6 protein-coding genes are annotated in these 19,041 nt (G+C 32.0%); all 6 read left to right on the top strand.

All coding sequences use genetic code 11. From position 1 onward, the window contains the following. Window positions 1-59: 59 nt before the first annotated feature. The 6 genes from H9L18_RS11250 (at window position 60) to H9L18_RS11225 (ending at window position 18,817) form a co-directional block, all read left to right on the top strand. Window positions 60-1,466: a pectate lyase-like adhesive domain-containing protein gene (locus tag H9L18_RS11250; protein WP_126792211.1), complete on the top strand. Its 1,407-nt coding sequence runs from the start codon at window positions 60-62 to the stop codon at window positions 1,464-1,466. After that, window positions 1,466-2,026: a DUF5067 domain-containing protein gene (locus tag H9L18_RS11245; RefSeq protein WP_126792214.1), complete on the top strand. Its 561-nt coding sequence runs from the start codon at window positions 1,466-1,468 to the stop codon at window positions 2,024-2,026. The genes H9L18_RS11250 and H9L18_RS11245 overlap by 1 nt, the downstream gene beginning before the upstream one ends. A 142-nt stretch (window positions 2,027-2,168) precedes the next feature. Next, a complete protein-coding gene (locus H9L18_RS11240) occupies window positions 2,169-2,948 on the top strand; it encodes a sulfite exporter TauE/SafE family protein (protein ID WP_126792216.1) in 780 nt (259 codons plus the stop codon). A gap of 419 nt (window positions 2,949-3,367) precedes the next feature. Beyond that, window positions 3,368-16,921, top strand: a complete 13,554-nt coding sequence (locus H9L18_RS11235; RefSeq protein WP_246433339.1) for a Cna B-type domain-containing protein — start codon at window positions 3,368-3,370, stop codon at window positions 16,919-16,921. A 142-nt stretch (window positions 16,922-17,063) separates the two neighbouring features. After that, window positions 17,064-18,023, top strand: coding sequence for an ABC transporter ATP-binding protein (locus tag H9L18_RS11230; RefSeq protein ID WP_126792220.1), 960 nt, complete (start codon window positions 17,064-17,066; stop codon window positions 18,021-18,023). A gap of 2 nt (window positions 18,024-18,025) precedes the next feature. Further along, entirely contained in the window at window positions 18,026-18,817 is a 792-nt protein-coding gene (locus H9L18_RS11225) for an ABC transporter permease (RefSeq protein ID WP_126792222.1), read from the top strand. Window positions 18,818-19,041: the final 224 nt, after the last annotated feature.

The following is a 19,041-nucleotide window of genomic DNA, read 5'->3' as shown; positions in this document are numbered from 1 at the left end:
ACAATTCTTTTACTTTAATTGATTTGTCTTAAAATAAAAAAAGGAAGAGGGTATATAATTTGAAATCTAATATAACAAAAAAATTAGTTGTAGCAGGTTTATCAGTTTCTCTATTAGGAGGAATTGGCTTAAATAGTACAGCAATCTTTGGTTTACCACAAACTGCTGGTATTGAGGTGGAAGCTGCAACAAACGCTAAAGAAGTAAAAAATATCGCACAATTTGAAGAGGCTTTACAAAATGCTTCTGTAACAGAAATTAGTGTAAAAGGTAATATCAAATTTACTAAAAATATCACTAATATTCCTGCTAGAGATTTAACTATTAATGGTAATAAAGAAGATGGGTATACAATTGACTCAGGTCGCTTCTCAATTTACGGAAAAAATAGTTCATTAAAAGCTGCTAACGCTGGCGAAAACAATACATTTAGTATTGTTAATGCTGATATCGTTGGTGCACAAACTGACGGCCGTTTCTTTACTGGTGGTTCTGGTAATGGACCATCTAGCTACGGCTGGGATGTTTATGCAAAAGATGTAAAATATGAAGGTGCTCGTTTTGTTCACCTTTCAGAAGGTAAATTAATCTTTGACGGCAAAAATGAAATCAACACGCGTGCTGAAAATGCGTGGGTTCACGATTTAGAGTTTAAAGAAGGTAGTGAGTATAACGGACAAGCAGCTATGAAAGACCATGGTCAATTCTCAGCCTTTTATTTCAATGGTCGTTTAGTAGACGGAGAAGCAACTGGTAAAGTTGATATCGGTAGAGATGCTAAAGTAAATGTAAAAATTTCACCACAAAGTGATGTTAACTATTACTATCCTGTCTTTTATGATAAAGTTTACCAAGTTAATGTTGGTGAAGATGCTAAACTTGACGTAGATGCAGCTGGTGTTGCTTTCCAATTTATTCCACGTGCGGACTATAAAAATATTCCATCATTAAATCTAGCTTATAATTCAAAAGTTAAATTTAATGGTCGTGGTGGTGGTAAATACCAAGCGATGAAATTACAACAATATGGTACTCAAATTAACCAAGATGAGTCTTCTGAATTAGTTATTTATGGTAATAGTGCTAATGGAGTTATCGAAAGTATTTACGAATATGCAGGCTTTAACCTTTACCAAGCCGGTAATTTAGATATTGCCAATAAAAAAGCGAATGCACCATTATTTAGAGGTGACCGTACATTTATCCAAGGATATGGTTTAGATGCAATTTATACTTGGAATAAAGATGGTGGCAACTATCCTAATGAAACTATTAAAGATAAGTTTAGAGATAATGAATATTTCAATACTTATGTTGGATTAGGTGGAGATGCAAAAAATAATGATGTATCTGCGGAAGTATTTGGTCCTATTGAAGAAACACGTGACAATTTCCAAGCAGCTGACTATGGACGTGTTGTCTTCCGAGCAGGTGGAAGCGAACCTGGTAATGGTGGGAGCAATTAGTGTCTAAGTTCAACCTATCCAAACTATTATCAATTTTAGTAATGAGCTTGTTTCTGTTAGGAGCGTGCGCATCTAACGAAAAAAAAGAAACATCTGATTCTTCGTCAAAGGCTACTTCTTCTGAAGTAGTTAAGGCGAAAGACGTTTCTTTTCAGCCTAAAAATCATCAATTAATCACACCAACTTTTGAGTTAACCTTACTAACAACGGAGTTGAAAAAAGATATTGATGGAAAAGATAGTTGGTTTATCTATGCTGAAATGGAAAACAAGTCTAAGGAAACCATCTTACCGGAAACGGAATGGAATACCTATATCAGGTTTTCTGATGAAGAAAAGGGAACAGAAAGTTTATATCCCCACGTACTACCTAAGAAAGATTTAGATGGTTCGGAGTATAAAACGGCGATAGATAACATGAGTAAAGAATTGAAGGCAAATCAACGAGTAAAAATAGGCGGTCTTTATGCTTTGCCAGAAGATAAAGAGGTTTATCTATCAGTTTATGATAAAGAGATGAATGTCTTCCATTCTGAAAAGTTAAAGATTCCTATGAAATAGATCCATTATAGAGAACTGTTCAAACACTATTACAACCCTAAGAGGAGAACCCTTTTAGGGTTTTTTTGGACGAAAAATTAGCTATATCTAGTTTGTATCTTTACAATGTAGATAGGAACTCTTTACTAAGGAGGAAAAGCATTTGAGTGTTGGAATTATTTATTTTTTCATTATTGTTTTTGCGAATACGATAGGGGCTGTCTCAGGAATGGGAGGCGGCGTTTTAATCAAACCGATGCTAGATTTAATTCATGTTCATCCAGTAGCGGCCATTTCATTTTATTCAAGTGTCGCAGTATTAACTATGTCTTTTGTTTCTACTTATAGGCAAGTAAAAAATGGGATTGAGGTTAAATGGCCTTTTGCAATCAGATTGTCACTTGGAGCTGTATTAGGAGGATTATTAGGCAATTATCTGTTTGAATGGATTTTGAAATTGTATCCAGAGGGACGAGAAGTCCAACTGATTCAAATTATACTAACTGTGATAACGTTACTTCTTTCGATTATCCATAGCTATGATCTTATAGAAAATCGAGCCTATCAAGGAAAAGGACTTACCTTGATTTCAGGATTAGTATTAGGCTTTCTAGCAAGTCTTTTAGGAATTGGTGGTGGACCGATTAATGTTGCACTTTTAATGTTTTTATTTGATATTCCGATTAAAAGGGCAACTGTTTACTCGATTATCACCATTTTGTTTTCACAATTAACAAAGGTAACTAGTATATTTATCGTATCAGATATAACAAGGTTTGATTTGGCAATTTTATACTACATTATTCCTGCAGCAATTATAGGTGGTTTATTAGGTGCTTTTATTAGTAAAAAAGCCTCAGATAAAAGTGTTAATGTGTTATATCAAGCAGTAATAATTTTGGTTTTGTTATTAAATATTTACAACGGACTCAAACTAATTTAATGATTAGTTTGAGTTTTTTTATGTGATAAATTGAATTGTTAGTTATTTATACACATTTATTTTTCTGATAAATAATAAAAAATGTCTTTTTAACAGACAATATGTAAAAAAAATAACGTATGAGGAGGGATATTATTATTAGTAACCAAGGAATAATGCTAAAATGGAAATGATAACAACTAAATTGAAAACATTCAGTATTTGGATATAAGAAGCAACTTTTTTTGTTTTAAAACATAAAAAAAATAATATTGTGTTATTTCTAAATACCTAAAATATAATAAATAATTAAAATAAGGAGTGGTTAATATGAAAAAGGTTGTGCTTGGGTTAAATTTATGGTAAGTTTTTTAATGTTTTTTTAATAGAGGTTTAAATAAAAAAGTATGGAAGCGTAAAAGGAGGAAAATATCGTGAAAATGAAAAAATCAGTCTTTATGTTAATTGTTATGCTAATGAGTACCTTTACACAATTAGCAACATCAATCGGAACAATACAAGCATATGCAGAGACAGACAAACAAGAAGTGGCAAAGATAGCATCCTCAGAACCAAATAATGCTATAGAGGAATCTACTAGCCAATCAAGCACAACTGAAATATCAAGTGAAACTAATGAAGCGGAATCTACTACTAGAGAAAATGAAGAACTGACAGATACATTGACAAGTGAAGGTCTAGAAAACGAAGATGCTGAAACAAAAGAACTAGCAAGAGCGGGAGGCCGTGATATTACAAGTCTGGATGAAGCTTACATGCTACCTAAAGATAAAGATGGCAATCCGACTATTCTAACTGATACTGAAATGACCTTAAACGGAAAAACTATAACAGAAGTCAATCCTTTAAGTATTGGTGATGAATTTCAAATAAACTATACATTTAGGATTCCTGATGCTTTTGGTAAAAAAATGCTAGATGAAGATTACTATCAGTTTAAACTGCCAAGCTCAGATGTGATTAGTTTAACAAGAGAGCAATCAGGTGATTTGATTGATCCTGATAATGGTGTCATTTATGGGAAGTATTATGGTTATACAAACGGCGATGTCAGAATGGTTTTTAATGAGGAAGTTAGAAAAAATGATGATGTTGATGGTAAATTAATGTTTTCAATGAAAGTGGATGAACATAAAGTAACGATACCCGGTGGTTACGAAATAGAAATCCCTTTTGTCTCTAATGATAGTAGTGAAATGATTTATGTGACTAGTAATATCAAATCATATATTCAAAAACAATATATGGGATTAAATGGAGATGTGCCAGAATGGAAAGTATTGATTAATCCGAACTCGTTAAAAATGAATCATCTAAAACTAAATGAAGAGACAACTTATCGCTATTATAATTCAGATGTAGAAGCAGCTAAAGAAATTAGAATTACCAAAATGAAAAAAGCCAAAGTTAATTTAAAAGGAGAAATCACAGAAGGTGATGAGGTTTCAATTAGTAATCAGGTGTTTGATCAAAATGGAAATATTGATTTAGGATTTGATTCCATTGAAGAACCTTACGTACTTTATATTGAAACACCTTTGAAATTTGGTGTTGTCGGAAAAATAACGAATAGAATCACATTAACAAGTGATACGGACAATGGAAATTATTTGAAAGAAACAGCTTCAGCTTCTCAACAGTTAGGACAAGAAGTGATAGCTAAAGAAGCAGGAGACTACAATAAAAAAGATGGCATTATTGATTGGAAAATAACTTACAACCCAAAAGGAATTCATATCGACCAAAAGGATGCTAAGTTTACTGATACGATGACAAACGGGACACTTGTTGAAGATTCAATGACGGTATCTCCTAACTTACCACATGAAGTAAAGGTGAGTGATGACAAGAAAAGTTTTGACTTTGAATTTAAAACAGATGTCAATGAACCTGTTACAATTACTTACAAGGCTAAAGTAACGAACAAGGATGAAAAATTTACAGTTAACGATGTGTTGAGTGGTGGTCAAAAGGTTATAGCTAGTAAAGACATTTCTGTCGGTGGTGGTAACGGTGGAGATGGCGACGGTGATGGAGATGGAAAGAGCAGTATTTCAAAAAGTAAACCGATTGACTCTCAAGGAGGCGCATTATGGGAGTTAACGATCAATAAAGAAAAACAAAAGTTAGATAAGTGGTGGGTAGAAGATGAAGTAGACACTGGTATGATTCGTAAAAGTAGTCTTGTATTCAAACGTCTACCTTATGGAGAAATAGTAAAACCCTCAGACTATGATATTGAGTGGAAAGATATCGATAATATGCCAGGTTACGCGACTGGATTTAAAATTACCTATAAAAATCCAACAAGTGACGCTTTTACTATTAAGTATATAACGGATTTTGAGCGCAATACTATTCAAAATAATAAAGCCAATTATCATTATTTTGTAGAAGGTAATGAAAAAGAAGACGATGATAAGGAACAATATATTCCTAAACCAACTGCAGAAATAGGATTATCAAAATCAGGTCGATTTATTCCAGGGGATAATGAAATTGAGTGGTCTGTAGTTCTTAACGAAAAAGGAACAGTTGCTGTTGGTCCTAATAATTTACTGACGGACCCTATTAAAGATGATCAAACGTACGTTGATGGCTCAGCAAAAGTTCAATATAAAAGTTACGGTGTTTGGGTAGATAGTGTAGGTGAAAAAATCGAATTTAATCATTCGAAAAATCAACTTGAAGTAAGTGGCTTTATGGAAAATAAATATGTTCAACAAGTTATTTTCCGCACTAAGTTAAAAAATCCTCTAGATGTAGTTGATCATGAGATTTTTAATACAGCTTATTATGAAGATAAATATACACCTAAAAAAGAAGCAACGGGTTCTCTTAAAGGAAACATAGGAAACGATCTTTTCTTGAAAAAAGAAGGAAAGACAAATCCGGCGAATCCTAATTTGATTGACTGGCATGTTGATGTTAATCCTCATGGCTATAAATTAAGAGATTTAGAAATTTTTGATGATAGTTGGGAAAATCAAATTGTTATCAGAGATACAATTCGATTAACAGATTCTTCAGGTAATACATTAGTTGAGGGATATGACTATATTCTGGATTATACAGAACGTCAATTTCATATTAAAATGCTACATGACATCGAAGAAAAACTAGATTTAACTTATCAAGGTCGGATTGTTTTTCCAAGTGGGACAATTCCAGGGGAAAATAAACCAGTAAAAAATAAAATTAGAATGACCGCAAAAGATGTTCACACAACAGCCAATCCAATTGAAGTTAGTGTACCAGTAAAAGTACCTGATAGTTCTGGAACGATTCAAGGAAGAACAAGAAACTTAAGAGTTAAAAAAGTGTCAGCCGAGAATCAAAATCAAGTGTTAAAAGGTGCAGAGTTTACACTTTATCGAGGAATTATTAAAGATCCAGCTAAGGTGGTAGACCGTGCTGTTTCTGATGGAAGTGGTAATGCTTTATTTACTAAATTAACAAAGGGTGATTATTTACTCGTTGAAAATAAAGCGCCAGCTGGCTATAACATTAGTAATGAAATGAAGACTGGTAGAGTAGTAACAATTAGTGATAATGAAACAACAGAATTAGAAGAAGTAGTTGTCAATTCTCAAGGTGGAGAAGAATTAACTGAGTTTCCAGTTGAGAAAAAATGGAAAAATGTTCCTTCTTCAGTGAAAAAACCAGAAGTAACAGTTCGTTTATTTGCTAATGACAAAGAAAAAGACTCAATGGTTTTAAATGAAGGTAATACTTATAAAGGAACGTTTAAAGATTTACCCTTAAATGAGAACAATAAACCAATTCTTTATACAGTTAAAGAAGATCCTATCATCAATTATGATACTGAAATTAACGACGGAACAATTACAAATACTTATAATAATCAAGAAAAAGTGACTATTTCAGGTGAGAAGATTTGGAAAGATGATGAAAGTGTTAAAGACAATCGTCCAGATAAAGTGCCTATTGAATTGTTACAAAATGGTCATTCTTTTAAAGAAACAGAAGCTTTTAAAAATGATAATTGGAAATATGAGTTTAAAGATTTGCCTAAAGTAGATAATGGGACTGGTGAAGATTATCAGTATACGGTAAAAGAAGTAAACGTTCCAGATGGATATGAATCAACTGTCAATAAATATGATATTACTAACACATACACTAAATCAGAAACAACAAGTGTTAAAGGGAAAAAAATCTGGGAAGATAACAATAACCGTCCAGGAAAACGTCCTAATAATATCACGGTAGAACTACACCAAGATGGTAAATATTATTCAGAAACTAAAGCAGAAGCTAGTGAAGGATGGAATTATGAATTTAATGGCTTACCTAAAAAAGAGGGAAATCATGAATTTGAATATACTGTCAAAGAAAAAAATGTTCCAGATGGTTATGAGTCAACTGTAGAAGGCGACAATATTCGTAATGTTTATTCAGAATTAGAAGTTGTTAGTGTTTCAGGCGAGAAAAAGTGGGAGGGTGACACAACCAACGATCGACCTGGAAAAGTAACAGTAAAATTATTAAAAAATGGTTCTTTCTATCAAAGAAAAGATGTTACATCAGATGATAATTGGAAGTATACGTTTGATAATTTACCAAAATATAAAGATAACTCTAATGATGAAAATGTTTATACAGTAGAGGAAGAAAATGTTCCTAATGGTTATACATCGGTAGTAGATGGTAAAGATATTATCAATCATTTTGAACCTGAAGAAGAAGAGTTAGTTGATATTGATGGAGAAAAAATCTGGGAAGACCAAAATAATAAATTAAATCTTAGACCCAAAGAAATAATTGTCGATCTGTATCAAAAAGGGTTTGATGGACAAAAAGATACTCGTATTGACTATCAAATTGTTAAAGGAAGTATGATGTCTTCAAAATGGTATTATTCATTTGAAAATCTTCCTAAGCATGATAATAAAAAGCGCGAAATCACTTATTATGTAGAAGAACGTGAAGAGTATGATCACTATGAAAGCAGTTCGAGTGATAAGTATAATATTAAGAATACTTTGATTCGCGAAAAAACTGAATTAAGTGGTAAAAAAGAGTGGTATGACGACACAGAAAAAGATCGTCCATCGTCAATTACTGTTAATCTGTACGGAGAATCTAAAGGTAAAAAAGAAAAAGTAGCTAGTCAAAAAGTAACATCTAATAATAATTGGGCATATAAATTTACTAACCTGAATAAACATGATGACGAATTAAATGTTATTAAGTATACGGTAGAAGAAGAGCCTGTAGAAGGATATACGACTAAAATTGACGGTACGACGATTAAAAATTATTTAGAAGAAGGAGAGTTCATCGATTTACAAGGTGAAAAGCATTGGGTAGGTGATAGTCCTTCATATAGACCTGAACGAATTTTAGTTAAACTATATCAAAATGATAGAGAAGTAGATCGTAAATGGGTTGAACCAGGTCCAGATGGTAGATGGCTTTACGAATTTAATGGTATGCCTCGCAAAGATGAAAATGGAAAACCTTATAATTATCATGTTGAAGAATTTTTAGTACCAGTAGCGTATGAAAGTACTTCAAATGGTATGGATATTACGAATACATTTCTTGATAGAGAACTAATTGATATAAAAGGGAAAAAATATTGGAATGATTTTGACGGAACAATTGGAGGGCGACCTTTGACTCTTCAAATTACACTTGAGAGAAAAGATCCTAAAACTGGAAAATGGAAATGGGTAGAACGAAATGTTATTAAAGGTCCAGACTGGGCATATGAATTTAAAGATCAAGAAAAAATGAATCTGGATAATCAATTATATGAGTATCGAGTGGTTGAAAGTGGTGGAGAAGCACTTCAGGCATATGATACAGAAAGTATAGGAGCAGATTTAGTTAACACAGCAAAAAATAAAAAAACATCGATTGACTTTAGAAAAATATGGGAGCATTATCCATTTGATAAGTCTGTTAGACCTGAAAGTATTGTTGTTCACTTACTTCAAAATGGAAAACAAATAGAAACAAAGATATTAACTGAGGACGATGAAGTTTTTAAGAATGCTTGGGGAGTTAAGTTTGAAAATCTAGATGTCTACAATATGAAAACTGGTAAAAAGTATATCTATACTTGTGTGGAAGAAGCCGTTCCCAATTTTGAATCTGAATCAAACAGTAATGGGACAACGATTACTAATTACTATAAACCAACAGGAACAATCAACGTTGAAGGTGAAAAAATCTGGGAAGATAATAATAATAGTTTTGAAAGCCGACCAGAGGAAATTATAGTTGATTTAATTCAAAATGGCAAAGTCTATGATTCTCAAACTGTAACAAGCGCAGCTAAATGGAAGTATTCTTTTATGGATTTACCTAAATATGGAGACGATAAGAAAGAAAATATTTATGAAGTAAAAGAAAGAAATGTCCCAGCAGGGTATGAATCGCAAGTTTTAGGTTTTGATATTACCAATGTTTATAAAAATACAGAAGTAACAAGCCTTTCAGGAAAGAAAATCTGGGATGACTACGATAATAAATTTAATACAAGACCAAATGAAATAACCGTTAACTTGTATCAAAATAATAAGTTTAAAGAAAGACAACAAGTCAAACCTGATAATAACGGAGACTGGAACTATAAATTTGATAATCTTCAAGTATATGATAATTTTGGAAAGAAATATGTTTACCGAGTAGAAGAACAAAATGTACCAGGAGACTATGAATCTAAAGTTGAAGGAACAACTATTACAAATACTTATCGAAATTCAGATAAAACTGAAATTTCTGGTGAAAAAATTTGGAACGATTATAATAATAAATTTAAAAAACGTCCAGATTCAATTACAGTAGAGCTTCTAAAAAATGGTGAAGTTTTCAAAACTCAAAAAGTTACTCCAGATAAAAATGGGCATTGGAAATATAGTTTCACGGATCTAGATATGTATGATGCCGATGGTGAAGAAATTAAGTACACGGTAAATGAAATCAGTGTTCCAGAGTATACGACTGAAGTCAAAGGTGATAATATCTTTAACACTTATGTGAACAAAGAGACAACTAAAATTTCTGTTGAGAAAAAATGGGATGATTTAAATAATAGTGCTAAAATAAGACCTAAAAAAATTGATGCTGTCCTACTTCAAAACGGAAAAGAAAAAGAGCGTGTTGAGTTAAAAGAGGAAAATAACTGGTCTCACACCTTTGATAATCTAGAAAAATACGATAACAATGGAAATGAATTTGAATATACTGTTATTGAATCAGGGATTCCAAATTATCTAACAACCTATGAAGCAACAGATGGTAAAGTAACAATTACCAATAAATTAAATGATGAGACAAAAGTTGATATTAGTGGTCTTAAAATTTGGGATGATTATAATAATGCTTTAGGAACAAGGACTGGAGAGGTTACTATTCTGTTATTCCAAAATGAAAAACCAATGTTAGATGAAAATAATAAACAGGTGAAGACAACTACCAATGAAGAAAAAGGTTGGCACTACTCTTTTACTGATTTACCTAAACGCGATAATGAAACAGCAAAGGATTATGTTTATTCCGTTGAAGAAGAAAAGATTCCCGGCTATGAAACTATTATCGAACCTGGAAGTACTAATATCACTAACAAATACCGTAATCATGAAAAAGTAAAAATAAACGCTGAAAAACATTGGGAAGATTATGGTAATAAGTTTAATACACGTTCTAAGGAAATTACGATACATCTTACAAGAGACAATAAGGTGATTGATAGTGCTAAATTAAATGACAAAAACAAATTTAAGCATGAATTTGAAAACCTAGCTAAGTATGATGATAATGGAGTTCTTTATGCTTATGACATTGTAGAAGATGTACCAGATCCTTATACATTAGAAAAAGAGTCAATGGTTGATGGAGATACGACAACAATTAAATTGACCAACACTTATGTGAATAAGGAAAAAGTTGAAGTATCTGGCGAAAAATTCTGGGATGACTACGGTAATAAGTTTAAGAATAGACCAAATCAAATTACAGTTCAGTTATTTAGAAACGATGAAAAAACACCACATGCTCAGCAGCAAGTAACAGCTGATTCTAATTGGCAATACCGATTTACAGATTTAGAAAAATATGATGCTAAAGGTGACTTGTATACTTATGAAGTCAAAGAAGTAATTATTGATACATCTGTTAATTCTGTTAAGTATGAAACAGAGTATATTGGAAATGATATTGTTAACCATTATGTTAATGATAAAAAAATAAAATTCTCGGGTGAGAAAATCTGGGAAGATTATGGCAATAAATTTGAGACAAGGCCAGAAGAAGTAACTCTTTATTTATTACAAAACAATAAAAAAATTGATGAAGTAATCGCAGATAAAGATAATAAATGGAAGTATGAATTTAATAATGAGGGTAAAGGCTATCCAGTTTATGATGATAAGGGAGATGTCTATAATTATCGTGTGTTGGAAAAAGATGTTCAAGGTTATGTAACAACTATTAAAAATCCAGGTAAAGATATCGAAAAAGAAGAAGAAATATCTGGTTATAACGTTGTCAACAAATACGAAAATACAGAAACAACTCAAATTAAAGGTAGTAAAACATGGGATGATTTTAATAATGCGCATAAGAAAAGACCTCAAGAAATTGAAATAAGGCTTTTCAAAAATGGCATGGATACAGGTAAAACAACAAAAGCTACTGAAAAGAACAATTGGTACTATGAATTTAACGATCTACGAGTTTATGATGATGACGGGATACCTTTTACTTACACTGTTGAAGAAGGAGCAGTTGATGGCTATGAGCAAGTTCAAGGTGGGCCTAATTTTGTTAACAGATCTAAGTTAGTAGATGCAAAAACCTTTATAAGAGGCAAGAAGATTTGGAAAGGCGATAATAACAACCAGCTAGGAACAAGACCTGATAAAGTTACTGTTGTTTTATATCAAAATGATATACCGATGATAGATGAAGATTCAAAAGCAGTAACTCAAGAAGCATCAATTGTCGACAACTGGAGCTATGAATTTGATGATCTACCTAAATACGATGGAGATGGAAAGCTTTATAAATACACTGTCCGAGAATTACCAGTAGACGGTTATAGCGCATCTAGTGATGGAAAAAACATTACTAATACTTATCAAAATTTAGAAACGACAGAAGTTATTGGTCAAAAAACGTGGGATGACTTAGATAATAAAGCTAATACTAGACCAGATTCGATTGTTGTGGAGCTATATCAAAATAATGAAAAAGTAGATGAGCAGACAGTTAAGCCTGATGACTCTGGTGACTGGCACTATGAATTTAAGCCGCTTCCGAAATATGATGATAATCTTACCCCTTATGAATATAAGGTAAAAGAGCAGAGTGTTCCTCATTACGAATCATCTATTGAAGATAATAATATCAAGAATAAGTATTTGAATGACGAAATAACTGAGATTAAAGGTGAAAAAATCTGGCTTGATATGGATGATAAATTAGGTGTTAGACCGTCATCCATAAAAGTTGAGTTGTATCAAAATGGTAAGTTATTAGAAGATAAGACTCAAACAGTCAAACCAGATAAATCAGGTAAATGGTATTATCATTTCGATAATTTACCAAAGAATGATGATAAGTTTGAAGCATATAAATATACGGTCAAAGAAGTTCTACCAGAAGATAGTTCTTATCAAAGTGAAATAGAAGGAACAACTATTTACAATACGTATCTTAATAATGATAAGACGACTGTCAAAGGTGTTAAAAAATGGGAAGACTTCAATAACAAATTAAATAAACGTCCAGAAAGTATTACGGTTTACTTATATCGTAACAATGGTTTGATACCTTATAAAAAACAAACTGTTATTTCTGATACAAATGGTTTTTGGCATTATGAGTTTAATGATTTACCAAAATATGACAAATTATTAAACGAGTACCAATACACCGTCAAAGAAGGTAAGGTAAAAGGATATACAAGTGAAGTTAAACCAGGTGCGTCTTTAAATGAATCGACTATAACTAATACTTATCAAAATAATGATGTAACAAGTATTAATGGCTATAAAGTTTGGAAAGGCGATTTTGATAATAAAATTAAATCTCGACCAGAATCGATTACTATCGAACTTTACCAAACTGACCCTAAAAATATAGCTAATCCTCAAAAAATGAATGAAGCCGAAGTTAAGCCAGATGAGCAAGGTATTTGGTATTACGAGTTTAATGATCTACCGAAATATAATGATGAATTAGGTGAGTATCTTTATACTGTTAAGGAAAAAGATGTTGCGCATTATGAGTCAGAGGTAGACGGAACTAATGTTGTTAATACTTATATCAATGATGATAAAACATCGATTAATATTAAGAAGGATTGGGTTGATTTAAATAATAAATTGGGTACTCGACCAGAGTCAATCACTATCGATTTATATCAAAATGATTATAAGATGAAAGATAAAACACAATTAATGACACCTGATGCAAATGGAAATTGGTCTCACGAATATGTGGATTTACCAAAATACGATAAGAATTTGAATGAATATAAGTATACGGTAAAAGAAACTAAAGTAGCAGGTTATGAACCGGATTATCAAACGGATAATGGTGAGTTAACGATTACGAATTACTATCAAAATCAAGAAAAAACGAAAGTCGTTGGCAAGAAAATCTGGGATGATAAGAGCGATAAACTCAACACTCGTCCAGCTGTTATTCAGGTAGATTTGTATCAACGTAGTAAAAATAGTGTCACAAAGAAACTCTATGCAACACAATTTGTTAAATCAAATGGCACAGATGAATGGACCTATGAATTTGATAACTTACCGAAGTATGACAATAAATTAAATGAATATAATTATACGGTAAAAGAACGTGATGTTGCTGATTATGATAGTCAGGTAAGTGGGTTTGATATTACGAATACCTATAAAAATAATCAAGTAATTGGCATAAAAGGTGAGAAAAATTGGGAAGATTTTGATGACAAATTAGGCGTTCGACCTACAACTATCTATGTTGATTTATATCGAAATGATGGTGAAAAACCATTTGCAACTGAAGTTGTTGAAGCAGATGAAAATGGCAAATGGGAATATGAATTTGTTAATTTACCAAAATATGACGAAGAGTTAACTGAGTACAATTACGAAATTAGAGAAAGAAAGGTACCACATTATGATACAGAATTAGTTGATACAACGATTACTAATACTTACCGAAATGATGAAAAAATATCACTTAATGGTGAGAAGAAATGGAAAGACGTTGATAACAAATTAAAAACTCGACCAAAAACGATTCAAGTCGATTTGTACCGAAATGATGAGAAAAAACCAATTGATTCAAAAACGGTTAAAGCTAATAAAGCAGGTCATTGGCGTTATCAATTTAAGAACTTACCGAAATATGATGAAGAATTAAACGAGATTCATTACACCGTTAAGGAACAAGAAGTAAAAGATTATGATTCGAAGATAGAAGGTACGACAATTACCAACACTTATCAAAACAAAGAAACAACTTCTCTTAAAGGTGAAAAGCGTTGGGAAGATAAGCTGAATAAACTTAATTCTAGACCAGAATCTATTACTGTTAACCTTCACCAAAATGGTTCTAAAGAAGTCTTTGCTTCTCAAAAGGTAACACCTGATGCTGAAGGCTATTGGGATTATGAGTTTAAAGATTTACCGAAATACGATGATAAGCTTAATCTGTATCAATACACCGTATCTGAAGAAGAAGTGCCTCATTACAATTCAATTGTAGAAGGAACAATCATTACGAATCAATACGTGAATAATGAAAAAACTGAAGTTGCTGGTAAAAAGGTATGGGATGATGAGGATAATAAACTAAATCTTAGACCTAAAGCAATTAAAGTTGAGCTTTATCAAAATGAAGGGAAAACACCAATAGCTACTAAAACAGTTCGAGCTGGAAAAGACGGTAATTGGAATTACCAATTTACCAACTTACCTAAATATGATGACAACTTGGAAGAATATCGCTATACAGTCAAAGAACAGGATGTAACTCATTATGAAGGAAAAGTAGAAGGCACTATTATTACAAATACTTACATAAATGACGAGACCACTGAACTTAAAGGCGAGAAAAAATGGGATGATAAAGATAATAAGTTAAATGTCAGACCAAAAGCAATTAAAGTTGATTTATATCAAAATGGTGTGAAGTTACCAGAAAAAACTGAAACTGTTACACCTGATGAATCAGGTAATTGGTTGTATTCATTTAAGAATTTACCGAAGTATGATAAAGAGCTTAATGAGTTTGACTATACCGTTAAAGAGCAAGTTGTCCCTCATTACGAAGGAAAAGTAGAAGGTACGACGATTACCAATACCTATCTAAATGATGAAGAGACAGAGCTAACAGGTCAAAAAACATGGAAAGATGAAGGGAACAAATTAAACACACGTCCAGAATCTATTCAAGTTGAATTGTATCAAAATGATGGAGAGAAACCATTTGAAACACAAACTGTGACACCAGATAAGAAAGGTAATTGGTTCTATCGTTTTGATCATTTACCAAAATATGATGAAGATTATGATGCATATCGTTATACGGTAAAAGAAAAATCAGTTCCTCATTATGAGAGTAAAGTAGAAGGAACTAACATTGTAAACACTTATCAGAACACAGAATTAACAGCTATTAAAGGTGAGAAACAGTGGAACGACTCTAACAATCATCTTAATACAAGACCAGATTCCATCAAGGTTGACTTGTATCAAAATGGCGTCTTAATGATTGGGAAGACGCAAGAAGTCAAAGCTGATGAATCGGGTAAATGGTTCTATGAATTTGCTGATTTACCAAAATATGACAATTCTCTTAATGAATATCAGTACTCAGTTAGAGAACAGTCAGTGACTGATTATCGCTCATTAGTAGAAGGAACAACAATTGTTAATACTTATAAGAATGAAAAAACAATCAATCTTAAAGGTAAAAAAGAATGGCAAGATTTTGGCAATAAGCAGAATACAAGACCAGAATCTATTCATGTTGAGTTGTATCAAAATGATGGAGAAAAACCATTTAGAGTGCTACCAGTGACACCTAATGAAGCAGGCCAGTGGTTCTATGAATTTAAAGACTTACCACAATATGATGAGAACTTAAATGAAATTACGTATACTGTAAAAGAGAAAAATGTTCCTCATTATGAAAGTCATGTGGAGGGTACAACGATTACAAATACTTATCAAAACATTGATAAAACCACTATTAAAGGTGAAAAACAGTGGATAGATGAGGATAATAAATTAAATACCAGACCAGAATTTATTCAAGTTGAGTTATATCAAAATGGTGTGAAAATGGAAGATAAAACACAACAAGTAACACCTGATAAAAAGGGTAAATGGTACTATGAGTTTACTGATTTACCGAAGTATGATGCTAAGTTAAATGAATACAAGTATACAGTGAAAGAACAAAAAGTATCTCATTATGACGGGAAAGTTAATGAGTCAAACACTCTTATTACGAATACTTATCGTAATGATGAATTGACCAAAATATCAGGTCAAAAACTTTGGAAGGATGAAGATAATAAATATCAAACACGTCCGGATTTAATTACTGTTGAATTGTATCAAAATGATAGCAAAGTACCTTTAAAAACTCAGCAAGTGAAACCAAATAAAGCTGGTGAGTGGCAATTTGAATTCGAAGATTTACCGAAGTACGATTCAGAATTAAATGAATTTAAGTATACTTTAAAAGAAGTATCAGTTAAAAATTATACTAGTAAAGTAGAAGGTACAACCATTACTAATACGTTAACTAAGGAAACTGAACCTGGTAAGAAACCAAAACCATTTCTTCCAAACACAGGTAGTTTAGGTAAGAGACCTAATAGATTACCAAAAACAGGTGAAGTTAATGACCAACCTTTCTTAACTGCCTTAATGGGATTATCACTAATTACTTTTGCTGGAGTAGGTATCTTCTTTAGAAGAAAAAACTAAATCAATAAGAAAAGAGAAGCTGGCGAAAAATCGCCAGCTTTTTTATTTTTGTAGTAAATGAAGAAAAATAGTTGACAAATAATGTTTACGATTGTAAACTATGGTTATAAGTTACAAATGTAGACGAAAAAGGAGGGTTACAATGAAACGTATTTTGGAAGTAAAAAATCTGACAAAAGTATTTAAAAAAGCAAATGGTGAATCTCATACAGCGGTAAATGGCATTTCATTTGATTTAAACGAAGGTGAAATTTTTAGTTTCTTAGGACCAAATGGTGCAGGAAAGAGTACCACAATTAATATGGTAACGACCCAACTTTCTCCAACAGCAGGAACGATTAAGGTTGATGGAGAAGATATTCAATCTTCACCAATCAATGCTCGAACTAAAATTGGGATTGTTGCTCAACATAATAATTTAGATAGAGGATTAACAGCTCATGAAAACTTACTATATCATGGACGTTACTTTGGATTAAGTAAACATGAGTCAGAAACACGTGCTGAAATATTATTAAAAGATTTTGGGCTTTATGATTGGAAAGACGACTATGTTAAAAGTTTTTCAGGAGGGATGGCACAACGTTTGAAAATTGCTCGTGCTATCATGCATAAACCAGCTATTTTATTTTTAGATGAACCAACCACAGGACTAGATCCAGCTTATCGCGAAATTTTATGGGAACATGTTTTGCGATTAAATAAAGAAAATAAAACAACAGTATTCTTAACAACCCATTATATGGAAGAGCCAGAAAGATTTTCAGATAGAGTAGCAATTTACAATAAAGGTGAAATTAAAGCAATTGGAACAATCGATGAATTAAGAAAACAGATTCCCTCTGAAAGTTTAATCTATTTGAAAGTAGATCAAACTTCTGAGTTGTTCTCTAAACAACTGTCAAAATTAGGAACAGTTAAAAGTTTAAAAGTTGTTGATGAAAAGAATTATGTTATTTACCCTAATGAGAGTAAAAAAGCGTTAACAGAAATACTTCATTTATTTGAACAATCTAAAACGCAATTAGAAAATATTCAATTGAGTTCAACTACTTTAGATGATATTTTCATTCATTTAACGACTGATGAGGAGGAGAAATAAAAATGGCAAATAAAGTAAGTACATCAACAGTATTTTGGATTATGGTAAAACGTGATTTAATGATTCAATTAAGAAATTGGTCAGAATTTATTTTTAGGGTTGCAATGTTACCTTTTATTTTAATTTTAACTTATGGTTATGTGTTACCTAAAATCGGTATTTTGTCACCTGATTTTCCTAATCAAATGTTTCCAGGTATGGTTGGTATGAGTTTGTTGATTACTGGAATTCATGGGACAGCTGTTCCTTTGTCAATGGATTTTAATAACTCCAGAGAAATTGAAGACAGGTTACAAGCACCTGTTAGTATTAAAGTGACTGCTTGGTCAAAGATGGTGGTAGGAATTATTGAATCTTGGATTGGTGCTTTAATTGTTCTTCCAGTCTCAATTTTATTCATGGGAAGCTATTTAGAGTTTTCAATGTCTGGATTTGATGTATTAATGTTAGTTGTTATTTTATTAGTTAGTTCAATCACTTCTGCAACTTTAGGTTTACTAGTAGGAACCATTGTAAAACCAATGCAAATTGCAGCGATGTTTCCTGGATTTTTAATGCCAATTATTTTTACGGGAGCTATTTTCTTTAGTTGGGATTCACTAAGTGCAATTCCATGGTTAAAAGGAATTGTTTTATTAAATCCACTTGTTTACATTAATGAAGCTTTAAGAAGCACGATGATTGAGACAACAACAGCTATGCCATTATGGTTAAGTGTAGGTGGTATTATCATCTTCACAATCATTATGGGAACAACTGGAATGAAACGATTTAAAAAAATGGCTATTAGATAGTTTGAAAAAAGATTGGCATTTCTTATTCCAATCTTTTTTTTGTTTGACAGTTTCAATAACTCTTGTTAGACTTTATTTTATTATAGACAAGAGGAGAGATAACATGAATTTCTATGCAACAAGAATAGAAATCATGGTCCCACCGTTTCCGCAAGAAGGATGTTTTTTTTCAACCCACTAAGTATCAAGGAGAGATAAAAATGGAAGAAAACATCCTTCATGAT

This window comes from Vagococcus carniphilus (genome assembly GCF_014397115.1).
GTDB classification, from domain to species: domain Bacteria; phylum Bacillota; class Bacilli; order Lactobacillales; family Vagococcaceae; genus Vagococcus; species Vagococcus carniphilus.
The sequence above is the reverse complement of the archived record's forward strand: the minus strand, read 5'-3'. Positions and strand labels throughout refer to the sequence as shown.

Coding starts and splice junctions, on each gene's coding strand:
- H9L18_RS11235 (WP_246433339.1), top strand. CDS start 3,368: ATGAAAAAATCAGTCTTTATGTTAATTGTTATGCTAATGAGTACCTTT.
- H9L18_RS11230 (WP_126792220.1), top strand. CDS start 17,064: ATGAAACGTATTTTGGAAGTAAAAAATCTGACAAAAGTATTTAAAAAA.
- H9L18_RS11225 (WP_126792222.1), top strand. CDS start 18,026: ATGGCAAATAAAGTAAGTACATCAACAGTATTTTGGATTATGGTAAAA.